The organism is Arthrobacter sp. GAS37, assembly GCF_044908325.1.
Lineage (GTDB): Bacteria > Actinomycetota > Actinomycetes > Actinomycetales > Micrococcaceae > Arthrobacter > Arthrobacter ramosus.
This window is the reverse complement of record NZ_JBIYDB010000012.1, coordinates 98,106-115,709: the sequence shown is the minus strand read 5'-3', so window position 1 is coordinate 115,709 and position 17,604 is coordinate 98,106. Positions and strand designations below refer to the sequence as shown.

At 63.2% G+C, this 17,604-nt stretch carries 17 protein-coding genes and 1 pseudogene; 9 read left to right on the top strand and 9 right to left on the bottom strand.

Annotation, left to right across the window (positions count from 1 at the left end; translation table 11 throughout):
* Window positions 1-945, top strand: a 945-nt coding sequence (locus tag ABH924_RS12350; protein WP_404499171.1) for a DUF222 domain-containing protein, incomplete at its 5' end; no start/stop codon positions are given.
* Window positions 946-996: 51 nt separating this feature from the next.
* Here the strand turns inward: ABH924_RS12350 and pgsA are convergent.
* The 5 genes from pgsA to ABH924_RS12325 form a co-directional block, all read right to left on the bottom strand.
* On the bottom strand, window positions 997-1,626 hold the full coding sequence (gene pgsA / locus ABH924_RS12345; RefSeq protein ID WP_404499169.1) for a phosphatidylinositol phosphate synthase: 630 nt from the start codon (window positions 1,624-1,626) through the stop codon (window positions 997-999).
* Complete coding sequence (locus ABH924_RS12340; RefSeq protein ID WP_234753637.1) at window positions 1,619-2,227, bottom strand: HIT domain-containing protein; 609 nt, start codon at window positions 2,225-2,227, stop codon at window positions 1,619-1,621. The genes pgsA and ABH924_RS12340 overlap by 8 nt, the downstream gene beginning before the upstream one ends.
* A gap of 31 nt (window positions 2,228-2,258) precedes the next feature.
* Window positions 2,259-4,268 carry a threonine--tRNA ligase gene (thrS, locus tag ABH924_RS12335; RefSeq protein WP_404499167.1) on the bottom strand — a complete coding sequence of 670 codons (2,010 nt, stop codon included), beginning with the start codon at window positions 4,266-4,268 and terminating at the stop codon, window positions 2,259-2,261.
* Between the two features lie 244 nt (window positions 4,269-4,512).
* Window positions 4,513-4,797: a YegP family protein gene (locus tag ABH924_RS12330; protein ID WP_234753639.1), complete on the bottom strand. Its 285-nt coding sequence runs from the start codon at window positions 4,795-4,797 to the stop codon at window positions 4,513-4,515.
* A gap of 112 nt (window positions 4,798-4,909) precedes the next feature.
* Window positions 4,910-6,508: a protease pro-enzyme activation domain-containing protein gene (locus ABH924_RS12325; RefSeq protein ID WP_404499165.1), complete on the bottom strand. Its 1,599-nt coding sequence runs from the start codon at window positions 6,506-6,508 to the stop codon at window positions 4,910-4,912.
* 220 nt (window positions 6,509-6,728) lie between these two features.
* On the opposite strand from ABH924_RS12325, the gene ABH924_RS12320 reads away from it, so the two are divergent.
* The 4 genes from ABH924_RS12320 to ABH924_RS12305 all read left to right on the top strand — a co-directional run bounded on the left by ABH924_RS12320 (window position 6,729) and on the right by ABH924_RS12305 (window position 10,288).
* A complete protein-coding gene (locus ABH924_RS12320) occupies window positions 6,729-8,129 on the top strand; it encodes a glutamate decarboxylase (protein ID WP_234753734.1) in 1,401 nt (466 codons plus the stop codon).
* A 43-nt stretch (window positions 8,130-8,172) separates the two neighbouring features.
* The gene (locus ABH924_RS12315) at window positions 8,173-9,039 is read left to right on the top strand and encodes a class II glutamine amidotransferase (RefSeq protein WP_404499163.1); all 867 of its coding nucleotides are present in this window, start codon (window positions 8,173-8,175) and stop codon (window positions 9,037-9,039) included.
* Between the two features lie 89 nt (window positions 9,040-9,128).
* Entirely contained in the window at window positions 9,129-9,281 is a 153-nt protein-coding gene (locus tag ABH924_RS12310; protein ID WP_172465612.1) for a hypothetical protein, read from the top strand.
* A gap of 116 nt (window positions 9,282-9,397) precedes the next feature.
* Window positions 9,398-10,288 carry a helix-turn-helix transcriptional regulator gene (locus ABH924_RS12305; protein ID WP_404499161.1) on the top strand — a complete coding sequence of 297 codons (891 nt, stop codon included), beginning with the start codon at window positions 9,398-9,400 and terminating at the stop codon, window positions 10,286-10,288.
* 7 nt (window positions 10,289-10,295) lie between these two features.
* Here ABH924_RS12305 and ABH924_RS12300 read toward each other — a convergent pair whose 3' ends face one another.
* The 4 genes and pseudogenes from ABH924_RS12300 to ABH924_RS12285 form a co-directional block, all read right to left on the bottom strand.
* The gene (locus tag ABH924_RS12300) at window positions 10,296-11,204 is read right to left on the bottom strand and encodes a dienelactone hydrolase family protein (RefSeq protein ID WP_404499159.1); all 909 of its coding nucleotides are present in this window, start codon (window positions 11,202-11,204) and stop codon (window positions 10,296-10,298) included.
* Between the two features lie 158 nt (window positions 11,205-11,362).
* Window positions 11,363-11,779 carry a hypothetical protein gene (locus ABH924_RS12295; protein ID WP_404499157.1) on the bottom strand — a complete coding sequence of 139 codons (417 nt, stop codon included), beginning with the start codon at window positions 11,777-11,779 and terminating at the stop codon, window positions 11,363-11,365.
* A gap of 201 nt (window positions 11,780-11,980) precedes the next feature.
* The gene (locus tag ABH924_RS12290) at window positions 11,981-12,961 is read right to left on the bottom strand and encodes a cation diffusion facilitator family transporter (RefSeq protein ID WP_404499155.1); all 981 of its coding nucleotides are present in this window, start codon (window positions 12,959-12,961) and stop codon (window positions 11,981-11,983) included.
* Between the two features lie 36 nt (window positions 12,962-12,997).
* Window positions 12,998-13,090: pseudogene (locus ABH924_RS12285) on the bottom strand (DUF72 domain-containing protein); the annotation flags it as partial.
* Window positions 13,091-13,359: 269 nt separating this feature from the next.
* On the opposite strand from ABH924_RS12285, the gene ABH924_RS12280 reads away from it, so the two are divergent.
* The 4 genes from ABH924_RS12280 (at window position 13,360) to ABH924_RS12265 (ending at window position 17,590) form a co-directional block, all read left to right on the top strand.
* The gene (locus ABH924_RS12280; RefSeq protein WP_404499153.1) at window positions 13,360-13,902 is read left to right on the top strand and encodes a DUF6328 family protein; all 543 of its coding nucleotides are present in this window, start codon (window positions 13,360-13,362) and stop codon (window positions 13,900-13,902) included.
* A 289-nt stretch (window positions 13,903-14,191) separates the two neighbouring features.
* Complete coding sequence (locus ABH924_RS12275; protein ID WP_404499151.1) at window positions 14,192-14,470, top strand: hypothetical protein; 279 nt, start codon at window positions 14,192-14,194, stop codon at window positions 14,468-14,470.
* 57 nt (window positions 14,471-14,527) lie between these two features.
* Window positions 14,528-15,292, top strand: coding sequence for an SRPBCC family protein (locus ABH924_RS12270; RefSeq protein ID WP_404499149.1), 765 nt, complete (start codon window positions 14,528-14,530; stop codon window positions 15,290-15,292).
* A gap of 405 nt (window positions 15,293-15,697) precedes the next feature.
* Window positions 15,698-17,590 carry a transketolase gene (locus tag ABH924_RS12265; RefSeq protein ID WP_404499147.1) on the top strand — a complete coding sequence of 631 codons (1,893 nt, stop codon included), beginning with the start codon at window positions 15,698-15,700 and terminating at the stop codon, window positions 17,588-17,590.
* The last annotated feature ends 14 nt before the right edge of the window (window positions 17,591-17,604 follow it).

The window sequence follows — 17,604 nt, the reverse complement described above, 5'->3', positions numbered from 1 at the left end:
GCGGACACCGCCCACCAGATGGAGCAATCACTCACCAACACTGCGGTGCAGAGCGATCCCGACTTCGTCTCCCGGATGGCGAAACGCTGGGTTGATGCCATCGACCAGGACGGATCCGAACCCGGCGAGGAAGAACTGCGCCACCGCCAGGGAGCGTTCATCCGCAAACCCCGCCGCGGCCTGCACCACCTGGAAATCTTCGCCACCGCGGACCAATTCGAAACCCTCGCCACCGTCATGAACACCGCCACCAACCCGCGCCTCCAGCCCAACGCCGCCGCCACCAACCCGCGCCTCCAGCCCAACGCCGCCGCCACCGGCACCGACCTGGACCGCCGCTCCCGGGCGCAGAAACTGCTCGACGGGCTCATCGGAGCCTGCGCAGCGGCCCTGTCCACCGGCGAACTGCCGGCCAACGGTGGTCTCCGGCCGCAGGTGATGGTGACCATCGACTACCAAGACCTGCTCGAGCGCCTCGGACACCACGCCCGCGAAACGCCCACCGGCCCCCGCCTCAGCAGCGGCGCCTCCACGTTCCAGGGCCCGCTCCACCCCTCGGTCATCCGCAAGATCGCCTGCGACGCGGACATCATCCCCGTCCTGCTCGGCAGCGACAGCCGCGTGCTGGACATCGGCCGCACCACCCGGGTCTTCCCGCCCCACATCCGCAAAGCCATCATCGCCCGCGACCAAGGCTGCGCCTTCCCCGACTGCACCATCCCCGCACCCTGGTGCGAAGCCCACCACATCACCTACTGGTCCAACGGCGGCACCACCGGAACCGACAACGGCACCCTCTTATGCAGCCACCACCACCACGTCATCCACAAAGAACACTGGACCATCACCATGGAAACCGGCGTGCCATGGTTCAAACCACCACCCCACGTCGACCCCCGCCAAACACCCCGACGCAACCACCACTTCAGACCCACCCGGAAATGAACCCGCCCCGGACACGAAACGCGCGTGCACACGACAGGATGATCCCACCGCCTAGGCGGGCGTCCCGCCGTCGACGTCTGCCATCGCCTGTTCGCGGACGGCCGCCATCCTTTGGACGACTGTGACGGCCGTAGCGGCGGCGAGCATGACAAGGGTCACCAGCAAGACGACGGGAGGCAAGCCCAGTCCGGTCAGACCGGTGACGAGGAGCACAGAGATGAGCCGCTCCGCGCGTTCGGCGATGCCCACATTGGCGTAGAAGCCCAATGATTCAGCCTTGGCGCGGGCGTACGAAACCACCATCCCGAGCACCAGGCAGGCCAGGGACGCTATGGCAATCGCGCTGTTCCCGCCGCCCGTGAAGAACCAGATTGCGACGCCGACGAAGATGGCGCCGTCTGCCAGCCGGTCCAGCGTGGAGTCGAGGAAGTTTCCCCACGGACCGCTGCGTCCTTGTTCCCTTGCCATGATGCCGTCCACGACATCGGACAGCGCGAAAACGGCGATCAGCAGCGAACCCCACCAGAGCTGGCCCAGGGGGTAGAGAATCAGGGCGCCCAGTACTACGCCGGCGGTCCCGACGACGGTAACGGCGTCAGGCGAGACTCCCACCCTGATTAGGAACCGGGCAAGGGGCGAGAACAGCCCGGTGAAAAACCCGCGGGCGTGCCGATTAAGCATCCGTCTCCCCGGACAGATCCGACTCTTCAGGCCAGGCGTCGGCCACCTGCTGGCGGACCTCGTCAAGGGTCTGGGTGATGGCCTTCGTCTGGGCGATGATCGGGAAGAAGTTCCCGTCCCCACCCCAGCGCGGAACCACGTGCTGATGCAGGTGGGCGGCGATTCCCGCCCCGCCCGCCACACCTTGGTTCATGCCCAGGTTGAAGCCGCTCGGGTTGGCCACCTTTCGCAGCACCCGCATTGCGGTCTGCGTGAGTTCCGCCATTTCCGCTGTTTCCTGCACCGTGATGTCCGTGTAGTCCGGAACATGCCGGTACGGGCACACCAGCAAATGACCGGGGTTGTAGGGAAACAAATTGAGCACCACGTAGCACGTCTTGCCGCGGCGCACGATGAGGGATTCCTCGTCCGTGCGGCTCGGAGCCACGCAGAAGGGGCAGTCGTCCTCGTTTTTGAACTGGTTCTGCCCGCCCTTGATATAGGCCAGGCGGTGCGGGGTCCACAGGCGCTGGAAGGCATCGGGAACACCTGCCAGGCCGAAGTCGTCAGTCACTTCGGCATCGCCCGGATAGTCAGCTGTCACGCCCGTGTTCTCCTGCACTGTTCCCTGCCCCCCCGCGGTGTCCGACTCGTCAGCTCTCGCGGTTCTTGACGGCGTCCACAATCCTTCGGACGGCCTCGGCAACGGGCACACCGTTGTCTTGGCTGCCGTCACGGAAGCGGAACGACACCGCGCCGGCCTCTGCGTCCTCTCCGCCGGCAATGAGGACGAAAGGAATCTTGTCCTTGCTCGCAGTGCGGATCTTCTTCGGGAAGCGGTCCGAGGAAATGTCCACCTCGGCACGGATGCCCGCGGCCTTGAGCTGGCCGACGACGTCGAACATGTAGTCGTTGAACGCTTCCGCCACCGGAATGCCAACCACCTGCACGGGCGAAAGCCATGCGGGGAAAGCTCCCGCGTAGTGTTCGGTGAGTACGCCCATGAAACGCTCTACCGAGCCGAACAAAGCACGGTGGATCATGACCGGACGCTGGCGGGTGCCGTCGGCGGCCTGGAACTCCAGCTCGAACCGCTCAGGCAGGTTGAAGTCCAGTTGGATGGTGGACATCTGCCAAGTGCGGCCCAAGGCGTCCTTGGCCTGCACGGAGATCTTGGGACCGTAGAACGCGGCTCCACCCGGATCCGGCACCAGCTCCAAGCCCGAGGCCTCGGCTACTTCGGCCAAGGTACGGGTGGCTTCCTCCCAAGCAGCGTCTTCCCCAACGAACTTGTCTTCGTTCTTGGTGGACAGTTCAAGGTAGAAGTCGTCCAACCCGTAGTCCTTGAGCAGGCCGAGGACAAAGTTCAGGGTTGTGGTGAGTTCGTCCTTCATCTGCTCGCGGGTGCAGTAGATGTGGGCGTCGTCCTGTGTCATGCCGCGCACGCGGGTCAGCCCATGGACAACACCGGACTTCTCGTAGCGGTACACAGAGCCGAATTCGAAGAGCCGAAGGGGCAGTTCCCGGTAGGAGCGGCCGCGCGAACGGAAGATCAGGTTGTGCATGGGGCAGTTCATCGGCTTCAGGTAATAGTCCTGGCCGGGCTTGCGCACGGTGCCATCGTCGTTCAATTCCGCGTCGATGTGCATCGCCGGGAACATGCCTTCCTTGTACCAGTCAAGGTGGCCGGAAACTTCGTAGAGGTGTCCCTTGGTGATGTGCGGGGTGTAGACGAACTCGTATCCGGCGTCGACGTGACGCTGGCGCGAATAGTCCTCCATCGCCTTGCGGATAATCCCGCCCTTGGGATGGAACACCGGCAGGCCGGAGCCCAGCTCATCCGGGAAGGAAAACAGGTCCAGCTCCGCGCCGAGCTTGCGGTGATCGCGGCGCTCGGCTTCGGCGATGCGCTCCTGGTACGCCTTCAGCGCGTCCTTGGTGGGCCAGGCGGTGCCGTAGATGCGCTGCAGCTGCTGGTTGTTCTGGTTGCCGAGCCAGTATGCCGCCGAGGAGCGGGTCAGGGCGAAGGCGTTGGAGATCAGTTTGGTGTTGGGCAGGTGCGGGCCGCGGCAAAGATCGCACCAGGCGCTTTCACCGCTCTTGCGGTCCACGTTGTCGTAGATGGTGATGTCCCCGGCGCCCACTTCGACGTTGACGCCCTCGCCGGCGTCGGCGGCGTCGTTCTTCTTGCCCAACAGCTCGAGCTTGTAGGGCTCGCCCTTCATGGCTTCGCGGGCTTCGTCTTCGGTGACGACGCGGCGCACGAACTTCTGGTTCTGGTTGATGATCTTCTGCATCATCTTCTCGAGCTGGCGCAGGTCTTCAGGGGTGAAGGGCTCGGCAACATCGAAGTCGAAGTAGAAGCCGTCTGTGATGTAGGGGCCGATTCCGAGCTTGGCGTCCGGACGAAGCTGCTGCACGGCCTGGGCCATGACGTGCGCGGTCGAGTGGCGCAGGACGTTGAGTCCGTCCGGCGAGTCGATGGTGATGCCATCAACCTGGGCACCCTCGGGCAGTACCTGGTCAAGGTCCTTGAGTTCGCCGTCGACACGGGCCACTACGACGTCGCGGCGCTCGAAGAAGAGTTCCGCGCCGGTGGTCCCTTCCGTCACCTTGGTCTCTTCGCCATCGACGATGAGGGTGATCTGCTGGGCATCTGACACGGGTGTCTCCTATTCATTGATAAGGCTTCATAGCTTGTGGCGTACGGGGACCACAGCCAGCCATCGTCCATCGTATCCGCTCCGGCTGGGGCAGCCAAAGCAGGAGCGGGCATGCCGTTTTTCGCCGAGAAGACCCGGTGCGGGAGGGATTTTTTGGCATGCGTAACTGCGACCCGTCCAACCCGTAATGGGGAGGACCGCGGGACCGGACTGTGGGGCGGTCTGAAACCGCGCTATCGCAGGGCTACAAGCGGCCTGCGGCGCTTCTCACTTCGTGTTTCCGCCATGCCGGTTGGTGGAGCAGATGCAAGCGGTGGGCCTGACGCTCAAGGGACGGGGTCCACCGGCCATGGCTTCTGTCCTTGATCAGGGCCGTTCCGGCGATCTCCCTGAGCGTGGATATCCCGCGGACAGCCGACTGCTTGGTGGCGAAAGTCGTAGACATCGCCAGAATGTCGCCGTCGCCGTCGCGTAGTGCAATCCTGTACCCATCGTCGGGTCCGTCGATCAGCTCAAAGTATCCAGCCATTGTGTAGCCTCCTTTGAAACCTGAGGTTGTAAAGGACACCAACCAGTCTACCAAGCCAAACCCATCTGGGCGGTAGGTTTTTGGGACTACTGCGACGGTTCCGGCAGGTCTGCTAGGGCTTGGCTTGCAGCAATGCAAGGAGGGCACTGCCGTCCGGACTGCCCAGGCCCGTGCAGGGGTCCCAGCCGGTCCCGGCATGGTAGCTCCCGTTGGAGCCTGTGGTGATGTCATGGAAGCCCGACGCCGGTTGTGTGCCGTTTTGGTACAGCAGCGGCTGGATCAGCCCGAAGCGCCTGTTAGTGGCCTGGGCGAGGCGGGCGACCAGCGCCGCCCAGAGTGGTGCCACCGCACTGGTTCCGCCGATCACCATGTCTTTCCCGTCGACGCGCACCCGGTAACCGGTCTGCGGGTCGGCGACACCGCTGACATCGGGAACGCCCCTTCCGGCCTTCTTGGGCGCAGGCTTGTGTTTGGCGTGTCCCGAGATGCCCGACTGCCAGGAGGGAGCCGCAAAGACGTCGCTGTATCCTCCGCCGGTAGCCGAGTTGGGGCCGTCGTTCCAGACAGTTTCCGCGCTGATGACCCCTGTCGCGGTGTCTGCTTGAAGGCGGGTTCCGCCGCAGGCCAGTACATGCGGGCTCGACGCCGGGAAATCGGCGTGATCCTTATTGTCCGTTGCGCCGTCCGCACTGCCGTTGTCCCCGGCTGCGGCTGTCACCGTCACCCCGAGGGCCGCAGCGTCGGCCATGGCCTGGTCGAAAGCCGTCCGGGCTTGGGCGGTCCAGGCGTCTTCGCTCTGGCCCCAACTGATGCTGATCGCGGCCGGCGCCGGATTTGCATGGGAGGCTGCGACAATCGCATCCAGGAACCCGGCGTCGGTGTTGGGGGCAAAATAGACCACGATCCTGGCCTTCGGCGCCAAGGCGCCGACTACTTCGATGTCGAGCAGGACTTCCCCGTCGGCGCCCGCCGGATCCAGCCCCGGCTGGTTCGCCCCGCCGTCGACTCCCACTGCGGTGACGCTCGGCGTGGCGATACCCAGGCCCTGGAAGTAGGTGTCAAGGTCTTGCTGTCCGTAGCCGCCGCCCAGCTCAAGGATGGCAACGGTTTGCCCCGTTCCGTCCGTTCCCTCGGGGAAGTTGTAAATCTTTCCCAGCTGGGGCGGGGTGTAGCTGGTACCGGCCGCGGCCAAGGGAATGGCGCGGAATTGGGCCCGGGCCTGCGGCCGGTCGTCAAGGCCGAGAACGGCGACGACGACGCCGTCGAGGGTTGCAGGTACTTGGAGGCCTCCGGTGCGATGCCGGTGGGTGACAGCGTTGCCGTCCGGGCCGCGGCTCGTCAGCTCGTCAAGGGACGTTCCGAAGATGCTGCCCATCCGCTCCACGGTACCTGCCAGCCGGATCCTGCGGCTTGCAGCGTCCGACTCCACAACGTCGAGACCGAGGTTGGCGAAAGTGCGTACAGCCAAATCCAGGTCTGCGGCCGATGCGCCGTATCGGGAGGCCAGTTCGTCCCGCGAAAGCGCTGCGGAGGGAACTTCGGGCATTTCTTCCTGGCGCCTAAGGATGACTGTCGCCTCGATCCGACGGGAAGGATCGACGGGACCGAGAACGTCCCGGACGCCTGGAGCCGGAGCCCTGTCTGATCCTGGCAGCGGAACGCTTTGCGTTTCCTCAGGCTGTCGATCTTCTGGAGTGTCCTGCATCGACATTGGTGCCTCCTACGCTCGCTGTGAGAGAGCTTCGTCACCTGCGATTATGCACCAGGAGCCACTTTGGCACCATGGAGTGAAGCAGGCATGGTCACTGGCGCCGACTCGAGCGATGACGGCTTGAAGGGCTTGGGCACGGCGGCCGCCCACGGTAGCGTGGGGCCTTGGCGGGCCATGCCACAGCAACGGCCGGCGCAGCGGCGAGTCAAAGGAGCGAACCATCATTAGGTCACACCGAACATCAGCCCATGAACCCGACACTGCAGTTGAATTGAACCCGGTGTTCAGCCGACCGGGAGAATCCAGTATTTTTCCACGGTTCACCATTCCGGACAGCGAGTCCCTTCCTTCGACTGCCTATCAGGTTGTCCACGACGAAGCCATGTTGGACGGCAACTCCCGCCTGAACCTGGCCACGTTCGTGGGAACGTGGATGGAACCGGAGGCGTCGAAACTGTACGCCGAGACGTTCGACAAGAACATGATCGACAAGGACGAATACCCCCAGACGGCTTTGATCGAGACCCGCTGCTGGCGGATGCTCGCAGACTTGTGGAACGCGCCCGATCCCGCCAAGTCCGTGGGGACCTCCACGATCGGTTCCTCCGAGGCATGCATGCTGGGCGGCCTGGCCTTGAAGCGTCGCTGGCAGCATGCGCGGCGGGCGGCCGGCCTTTCCACCGACAAACCCAACCTGGTCCTCAGCTCGGCGGTGCAGGTGTGCTGGGAGAAGTTCTGCAACTACTGGGACGTGGAGGCCCGGTACGTGCCGGTGTCGAAGGAACACCAAATGCTGGACGGCTACGAACTGGACAAGTACGTGGACGAGAACACCATTGGCGTTGTAGCCATCATGGGCGTGACCTACACGGGGGTCTACGAACCCGTGGAAAAGATCTCGGCGGCGCTGGACGAGATCCAGGAAAAGCGCGGCCTTGATGTTCCGATCCACGTCGATGGTGCCTCCGGAGCCATGGTTGCGCCCTTCCTGCAACGGGAGACAGTCTGGGACTTCCGTCTGCCGCGGGTTGCCTCGATCAACACATCCGGCCACAAGTATGGCTTGGTCTATCCCGGCCTTGGCTGGATCATTTGGCGTGACGAGCAAGCGCTCCCCGAGGACCTGATCTTCCATGTCAGCTACCTGGGTGGGAATATGCCGAGCTTCGCCCTGAACTTCTCACGCCCAGGCGCCCAGGTCCTCCTTCAGTACTACTTGTTCCTCCGGCTCGGATACGAGGGATACAGATCCGTTCAGGCAACCTCCCGGGATGTGGCGCTCTACCTATCGAGTGAAATAGGGGCGATGGAGCCGTTTACTTTGTGGAGCGACGGATCGGACATCCCGGTCTTTGCCTGGCAACTCACCGACGGCTACACGGAGAACTGGAGCCTTCATCATCTGTCCGAACGGCTGCGGATGAATGGATGGCTCGTCCCCGCGTACCCCATGCCGGAGGGATTGAGTGAGATCACAGTCCAACGGATCGTTGTCCGCAACGGTTTCACACGAGACCTCGCATCCAGTTTCCTGGCCGATCTCAAGAAGGAAGTCGCCTACTTGGACGGCCTCACCTCACCGATGCCCGCCGGTGGGCAGACCCAGGCGTTCCACCACTAGCCAGCACCTTCAACTCCAGCCGCTTCAAAGAAGGATGTGTGCCATGTGCCGATTGTTCGGCTTGCATGCCGGTTCGCAAGCAGTCCGCGCCACTTTCTGGCTTTTGGACGCGCCGGACAGCCTCGCTGACCAGAGCCGGCGCGAGCCCGACGGCGCCGGCATAGGCACCTTTGACGGTGACGGTAAGGCCCATGTCGCCAAACAGCCGCTCGCCGCATGGGAGGACCACGCCTTCGCGCGTGAGGCAAGGGTCCTGAAGAGCACGACGTTCCTGGCCCATGTGCGGTATGCCAGTACCGGCGCGCACACCATGGTCAACACGCACCCGTTCGAGCAGGACGGGAGGTTGTTCGCCCACAACGGCGCCTTCGGCGATCTTGAACGGCTCGATCAGCGGCTGGCTGAGTTCGGAGTTGAGGATCTGGTGAAGGGCCAGACAGACAGTGAACGCCTCTTCGCATTGGTCACCGCGGAGAGCAGACGCGCAGATGGCGACGTCGGCGAAGGTATCACCCAAGCGATCAGCTGGATCGCCAAGGAGTTGCCAGTGTTCAGCTTGAACCTCATCCTGACGACGGCGAGCGACGTTTGGGCGGTCAGGTATCCGGACACGCATGAGCTGCACATTCTGGAACGGTTGCCCGTGCGGTCCGAGGAAGCGGCTCCCCTGGACGCACGGAGTTCCCGAATCCGCGCCCACAGCAAGGATTTGGCCCGTTCCGGACACGTCCTCATCGCTACCGAACCGATGGATGACAACCCGGAGTGGAGAGCGCTGCCCGGCGGTGCGCTGGTCCACATCAATCCGGATCTTGGTGTGACCATCAGCCGCCCTTTCCCGGCGGCTCCGACACATCCGCTCACGCTAGCCGACCTCTCCCCCTCCGCGGCCGCATCCCAGAAGCCGTGATCCTGGAACACAAAACAGCGTCCGGCGTCTTACCCTGAAGGTCGCGTGTTCATCATGGATGTTGGCCTCGCCGCGCATAAGATCGATCCATGACCGCTGAAGTCGAATCCGAAACCGCCTTCGTCCCGGCCGTCCAACTCGACGGGCAAATGAGCATCAACGACGTCCTGCTTGAGTTGGGACGGGAACCCGTTGTGTACCCGTCCGCGAACGCCGACGCCGGCGACTTCCACATTTTCTAGGACGACGCCCGGGCCTAGGACGACGTCGGGGCATCACCGCCGCTGGAGAATTTCCTCTGATAGAGGTACTGGCAGGGACTCCCTCAGGGCGCTGAAAGGTCACTATCGTTGATCGCATGGACAACCGGAACGACGCCCGCGATTTCCTTGCTTCCCGGCGTGCGAAGATCACGCCCGAACAGGCGGGGCTGCCGACGTCGGGAGGGAACCGGCGAGTACCCGGGCTCCGCCGCGGAGAAGTCGCAACCCTGGCCGGGGTAAGTGTTGAGTATTACACCCGGCTCGAACGCGGAAACCTTGCGGGAGTGTCTGAAAGCGTCCTGGAAGCATTGGCTAGGGCGTTGCACCTTGACGAGGCTGAGCGTGCACATCTGTTCGATCTGGCCCGCGCCGCCGGAACAAGCAAGCGGCAGCGTCGATCTGCGCCTCAACATCTTCGACCAAGCGTCCAGTTTGCTCTTGACGCGATCACTGACGCGCCGGCATTTGTCCGTAACGCACGCATGGACATCCTCGCCGCCAATAGGCTCGGCCACGCATTGCACTCGGAGATGTACGTCAACCCGGTTCGGCCGGCCAATTACGCGCGCTTCATTTTCCTGGATGAGGAGCGGGCCCGGCGGTTCTTCCCGGATTGGGAACTCGCTGCCAACAATATGGTGGCCATCCTGCGCACCGAGGCTGGCCGCGACCCCTTCGACCGCTGGCTGAGCGACCTCGTAGGAGAGCTTTCCACCCGCAGCGATGAATTCCGCACTCGCTGGGCTGCGCATAACGTGCGCCGCCACTACAGCGGTTTCAAGCATTTCCATCACCCCGTGGTGGGCGAACTCCGACTGCTGTTCGAGGCGATGGAATTGTCAGCGGATACCGGCCTCTCGCTGTTCATCTACCCTGCAGAACCTGGTTCCCCCTCGGAGGACGCCCTGCGTCTCCTCGCGAGCTGGGCTGCCACGCAGGAAATGGCGGAGCAACCTCAAGACGCACCCAGTGCGGGTGGAGTGTGACGGCTGACTAAGGCGTTGATCGGGCTTCCGTCAGGCGGGACTTCAGCCACGAAATGGCGTGTCTTCTCTGAACGGCGGGAAAGGCGTGGCCGCCTTCGAAGGGAACGAAATCGGCCACGCCTTCCCTGAAGGAACTGACGAGGCCCTGGACGTCCTGAAACGGAAACAGCGGATCGTCCTGTCCGGCGACAACTAGGACACGTTGGTTTTCGATGGCTTGGACGACCAGATGCACGTCGCCGGCTTTGCGAAGTTCGGGCACAAACCAGGCCGGGTTATGGGAAATGCCCTCTCGTTCGAAGGACTCAAGCGTCCCGATCCCGCAACTGAGAACTCCGGCACGCAGCCTCGGATCACAGGCGAGATTGAAGAGCCCCACCTGGCCGCCCAAGGAATGACCGATAATCCCGAGCGGTCCGCGCACGTCATCGCGAGCTTCGAGCCACGAAGTAGCCATGGCAATATCCCTGGTGTGGACGCCCTGCAGCGTTGACCCACCAGCGAGCAGATCCTCCGCGTCGCGGTTTTCAGCCAGCTGAGGGTCAATGGCGTCACGCTGCCGCTCTTCGAATCCCAGGAGGTCCGGGACGAGTGTCGGAAGGCCGGACTCGGCCAATTCGACGGCGAAAGCCATCTGCGGGTCACCTTCAAGCCCGGCAAGCTCGCTCTTCCCCAGCGCATAGTTTCCCGCGTGTTGGTGGACCGCCACCACGGCACCCACCTGATGAACGTCATCGATTGGCCTAAGGAACAGGCAAGGGACCACATCCCCTCGATCCGTCCAAAGCTCGATCCGCTCCCCCAGGACATTTCCCTGGCGCACCAGCGGGCCGCGGACGACCTCTTCCGCAACATAGGACCGGATAGGATCCAGGCCAATAAGTGAAAGGACCTCAGACCGTGCCGCATCCACCACGCGGGTTCACCTCCATGATCGGTGCTGTCGATTCGCCAGCTGAACCGCCCTTGGCTTCGAAGCGAAGTTGCCGCCATGTACCGTCCAGATCTCGCCTCGGATCACTCCTCGTCCCAGACTACGGACACGGCATCGACAAAGCCCTGATCATCCGAATACTAAGATCTCGAACCTCGGCGCCCCTCCTCGTCGCCTTGGTTATCGTCGCGGTCTCGCCGGTTTCCGTCACCATTCGGGTCCGGGCGGTTGCCCGCGTCGGGGTCCAGCTCTTCTGCCCGACGTAGCCTGTCCTGCGAGACTTCGTTGGCCCGCTCGGCGGCCTTCTGCTTGTCCGCGGCCTCTTTGTGCAACCGTTCCGCTTCGTTCTCGGCACGGGCGGCGTCAGCCGCCGCTCGAGCGGCCTCAGCGCTGCGCTCATGAGCTCCGAGGGCGTCGGCACGGGCTTTCTCGCGGAGGTCCGCAGCGCGCTTGCGGTTAGCGGCGTCCTTCGCACGGCGCCCATAAGCGACGACGGCGACGATCACCGCGATGATCACAATCGCCACCACGATCCAAATCCATAGTTGGCCGTTCATTGCAGCTCCCCTCGAAATTCACTGTGCTTCCGGTGCGCGCCGGTTCTATCGTTCGGCCGACCCGTCGTTGGCCAGCCGGGATCGGCGTCCCCGGACAGCACGCGGATGCTGGTCCCTTGAGTCAACAACTTCGCGTGAAGCATGGCACGAGTAGCCTGTACTTGTTTTCCCCAGAGGTTCAAGCGGATTGCCGCGGCTGATCTACTCAACGGCTGGCGACTGTCGCCGAACACCAAAGGACAGCGAGGGCTCGTCGGGGGTGGCGAGGGTCAGCACCGCCTCCTCGACGGTCTCCTCGTCCTCCAGTTCCCGTTCCACACGGCGCAGTGCGACGGCTACTTCATGCTCCCGAAGGTCGCCCGTGATATCCACAGCCGCCACGAGGTACAGCTTGCGCGGCCCGACAAACTCCAGGTGCAGATACGTCAGGCGCTCGATTTCCCGGTGTTCCATGACCCTGATCGCCATCGACTTCTCGAGTTCCGGAGTAACGCCCTGACCGACGAGGAAGCGACGATTGCGATCTATCAGCACCACCGCGATGACACCGAGAAGGATGCCGACAAATATGGATCCGAGAGCATCCGGAAGTGGCGATCCAGTGAGCTGGTGCAGGAAGATCCCCGAGAAGGCAATGAGCAGGCCTACTAACGCCGCACTGTCCTCCGCGAAGACTGCACGCATGGTGGGATCTGAACTCTTGAGCACTTGCTCCAAGGTGCGGCGTTCAGGCTGCCTTGCCGACTTGCGGGCCTGCCGGAACGCTTGGATGAACGAGGCCCCTTCGAGCACGAACGATACCGCCAAGACGACATAGGCGACCCCGAAATCACCGGCGGGCTCCGGTGCGAAAAGCTGTTGGACACCGTGCATCACGGACACAACAGCACCGGCGGTGAACAAGCCAAAGGCGGCAAACATCGACCACACGTACGCTTCCCTGCCGTAGCCCATCGGATGGGCCACGTCCCGCTTCTTCGAGGATCTCCTTTCGGCCACCAGCAGGAAGATCTGGTTTCCAGTGTCCGCCCAGGAGTGGGCGGACTCGGCGATCATCGAAGCGGAGCCGGTAAGTATGGCGGCGACGGTTTTTGCCGCGGCAACAAGAAGATTTGCCGCAAAAGCCAAGATCACGGTCATGAGAGATGAAGATGGCATCTTGACCTTCTTGGTTTCAACCATGGAACCTACGGTACCCAACAACCGTGGAGGCCACGCCTAGTGCTTGCCGAGGAAGGAACGGAGCGTGTGGGCGTTACGGACCGCGTTGCCGCCGCCGTCGTTATTGAAATAGACGAAGACCTCCTTGCCCGTGAGTTTCCGCCCTGCCAGCCTATGGTCGACCTCATTTAATAAGTAAGCTGATGATATCCGGGATTGATGAGAGGTTGGTCGAAGGCCATGCGATTCGGGGCGATTTTCGGGCTGATCGTGGTGATCTGGCTCATAATTGGAGCGGTAGCCGCCGGACAACGTGGCTACTTCAGTGCAGTTCCCGCGCAGTGTTCCCAGTTGGCAACAATCAGCCTGAATATTGTTGCCGGTCCTCTGAACTACATGGGACTGAACCCTGTGGCAGGTTGCGAACTGCCGCGGCCGTCGTGAGCGGACCGGAAGATCCTCCACTCCCCGGGCCGGCAGCCGACACCAGGCATGAGTCCGAAGACCAGCGGATGGACCGCAACTGGAATGAGCTGCTCCAGGAGATACGCGTCCTCCAGACAGGCGTGCAAATTATCGGAGGGTTTCTGCTAACCCTTCCGTTCCAGCAGCGATTCGGCACCCTGACCGAGCTGCAAAAGTGGTGGTTTCTCCTGCTGGTTGTTCTGGCGACCATGACCACCGGCCTCATGCTGGTTCCGGTCAGCCTGCACCGGCGGCTCTTCCAGCATCACGTCAAGTACCGGCTGGTAGCTGCAGGGGACATGATCGTCAAGGCCGTCGTGGCGTGTGTATCCCTGCTGATCGCAGGATGCGCCGGACTGATCTTCAGCGTTGCCGTGGGGCCCGAGGCTGGCCTCGCCGCCGGCGGCATCATTCTTGTCGCTCTCGCGGCGATTGTACTGATGTACCCGCTGCTTTCCTGGTCTCCCCGGCGCAGGAAGGCAGAGCCGCAGGCCTAGTTCGCGGCCCAGAAACCGAGCTAGTGTAGGCCTTTTCGATCAACATAGTAAGTTTGCTGATCAATTTCCCCGAATCCATGGACAAGAGTCCGTCCGGCCTACTAGTTTCGATGAGGAAGCAAGCTCACGCAGGCGCCGAGAGAAGGCGGGCGTCCTTCTCGTCCGGGGCCAAAGGGCGTGCATCGCTGAGGCCGTTCTCCCGGTCACCGGCGGAAAGGCCTTTAGCAGCCGGTCCTTGATTTTCCCTCAACAAGTCAACCAGCACGGAAAGGACGGTTTGGACATGGACATGGACAAGCAGCACGCAGCCGAGGAAGGGGAAGCCGGAGGCTACGGAACTCCGACGCCCGAACAGGAAACCGCAGGACGCGAGGCCGAGCAGGCGAATCCGGGCGGGCGCAACGGATTAACCGCGGTGCCATCGGCCGATGCCGAACTGGATGACTCGAACTCTGATGGAAGCAAGCCAGGGGGCTCTTTCTCGTCCGAACCGAAGGGCGATGCAACAGGGCTGCCCGAGGATAAGTCCCCGAAAGACGACGACGGCGAAACATTCGACGCTGGCTAGACCGCCCAAACGACCCACCAAACTCCGCAGGAACAAGCCCAAGCAAGGAGCACGAACATGGCTACCGTTAACCGAACAATCGACGTAGAAGTTCCCGTTTCAGTGGCTTACAACCAATGGACCCAGTTCGAGTCTTTCCCGGAATTCATGAAGGGCGTCGAAGCGGTGGAACAAATCGACGAGACCGCCCTGCATTTTTCCACCAACGTGGGCGGCGTCAAGCGCGACTTCAACGCCCAAATCCTTGAGCAGGTCCCGGATTCACTCGTCAGCTGGGCCAGCATTGACGGACCGAGGAACGCGGGCACAGTAAGCTTCGAGCCACTTGGCGCGGACCGTACCCGCGTGAGTGTGGAAATCGAATGGGAGCCGGAGAGCTTTGCCGAAAAGGCCGGCTCGCTGGTGGGCATCGACGATATGCGGGTTTCAGCCGACCTCGACAAGTTCAAAAAATTCATCGAAGAGCGCGGCTACGAGACTGGCGGCTGGCGGGGCTCCGTGGCAGCCGGCGATGTCGACGACTCCGGGACAGCAGTATCCCGTACCGCTAACACTTCGGAACTGCCCGCCGTCGATCCTGACTTGACGGCCCCTGCGGCTACGGAAGCGGCCGACGGCGGCGACGCGGCCCGCGTCGGCCAGTACACCGAGGGCGACTACGGCACGGAGCGCGTCACGGATCTACCCGCAGAGCGGATCGAAGGCGACTACACCACGGAAGAAACGCCCCGTGATCCTTCGGTGGAACGCGGCGGCGAACCTTGGCCCGCTACGGAAGCCGGCCCAGACACACAAACACGTCCGCGTCCGTCGGACCGCTGAGCCCCGTGGGGCCGGCCACGAACAGGCCGGCCCCACGGAAGTCCGCCCGGACTTCATTTTGATTCGAGGAGCAAACAATGAGCGAGTTCCCTCCCGACCCGACACGCGACCCTGACGCTGACCCCACCCGAGAGCCTGGCCCAAGCCCGACGCCGGAGCCGGTGCCGTTGCCGGAGCCAGGGCCGACACCTGTGCCGACCCCTGGCCCGGAGCCCGAACCCGGGCCGCGCCCAGGAACGCCCGAGCCGGTTCCGCTGCCCGAACCGGGACCTTCCCCGGTCCCCGAGCCGGGCCCGGACTTTCCCTCGCCGCCCTCGCGCCCCTTGGGAGAGCCGCCCCTCACGATCTTCTAGGCCCGACACGTAGTGCAGGCCGCCCGCTCGGAGCATATGAAAGGCAACTGAGATGTCAAAAGATCCAGAAATGCGGCCTGCACCGATGCAAGCCGAAGAATCGGATTCCATCCGCGCACTGGCGACGCAATTGCGTGTTGATTCCATCAGGTGCAGCACCAACGCCGGCTCGGGTCATCCGACGTCGTCGTTGTCGGCCGCGGATCTCATGGCGGTCCTCCTGACGCGGCACCTTCGCTACGACTGGGAACATCCGGCCTTGCCGAACAACGACCACCTCATTTTCTCCAAGGGACATGCTTCACCGCTTCTGTACTCCATGTATCGGGCCGTGGGCGTCGTCGAGGAAGATGAGCTGCTAAACACCTACCGTCAGTTCGGTGCCCGGCTTCAGGGCCACCCGACCCCGGTTCTCCCTTGGGTCGATGTGGCTACCGGCTCGCTCGGACAGGGGCTGCCGGTCGCCGTCGGGGTAAGCCTCGCAGGGCGTTACCTGGACAAGCTGCCCTTCCATACCTGGGTGTTGTGCGGAGACAGCGAGCTAGCAGAAGGGTCCATCTGGGAGGCCCTCGACAAGGCGGCCTACTACAAGCTCGGCAACCTCACCGCCGTCGTGGACGTCAACCGGCTTGGCCAGGACGGCCCTACCGAACTTCAGTGGGATATGGACGCCTACGCCAGGCGGGTTGAGGCTTTCGGGGCCCGGGCCCTCATCATCGACGGACATGACCTTGGACAGATCGACGACGCCCTCAGCCGGGCCCGGAGCGAACCTGATAAGCCGACCGCCATTCTGGCCAAGACGATCAAGGGCAAAGGGGTACCTGAGATCGAAGACCAGAACGGCTGGCACGGCAAAGCGCTCCCGGCGGACATGGCCGAGAAAGCCATAGCAGCCCTTGGAGGGCCAAGCAGCGTCCACGTGACCACCCGTCCCCCGGAGTCCGGCACCCCGGCAATCACGCCGGACGCTCACGTTGCCGTCACACTTCCGGATTGGAAGGTTGGCGACAAGGTGGCGACCAGGGCCGCCTTTGGCGCCGCCGTGTCCGCCCTTGCGGACCGCCCCGAAGTGGTGGTCCTGGACGGTGAGGTGGGGAATTCGACCCACGCCGGGGAATTCAAGGAGGTGGCCCCTGGGCGGTATTTCGAAATTTTCATTGCCGAGCAGCAACTCGTCGCCGCCGCCATCGGCCTCTCGGTCCGCGGCTACGTGGCCTTCGCCTCAAGTTTCGCGGCTTTCCTGGTTTCGCGGCCATTCGACTTTATCCGCATGGCGGGAGTCTCAGAAGTGAATATCCGGCTCGTCGGCACGCATGCGGGTGTTGAAATCGGGCAGGATGGTCCTTCGCAAATGGCCTTGGAAGACATTGCCGCTATGCGGGCGGTGCACAGTTCCACGGTGCTCTATCCGTCCGACGCCCCGTCCACAGCGCAGCTTGTGAGCGCCATGGCAGACACGCCCGGAATCTCCTATCTGCGGGCCACCCGCGGAGCCTATCCCGTGATTTACGGGCCGGACGAACAGTTCCCCCTTGGCGGAAGCAAGGTCCACGGAGCCAGCGCCGATGACCAAGTGGCGCTTATCGGCGCGGGAATCACACTCCACGAATGCCTCGAAGCCGCCGAGCAACTGGCGCAGTCGGGAATCAAAGCCCGTGTCGTCGACCTCTATTCCATCAAGCCGATCGACGTCGATACCCTGCGCCGGACGTGCCTCGAAACCGATGGCCGGATTGTTGTCGCAGAAGACCACTACGCACAGGGCGGCATCGGCTCGGCCGTCCTCGAGGCCCTCGCGAGTGCCAACACTCCGAAACTCCATCTGGCACTGCTTGCCGTAAGGGAACTGCCGGGTTCCGGCGAACCCAAGGACCTGCTCAACGCCGCAGGTATTTCCGCACGCCACATTGCCGCCGCCGCGCGCGACCTAGTCATGGACTGAGGCCGCAACACCGC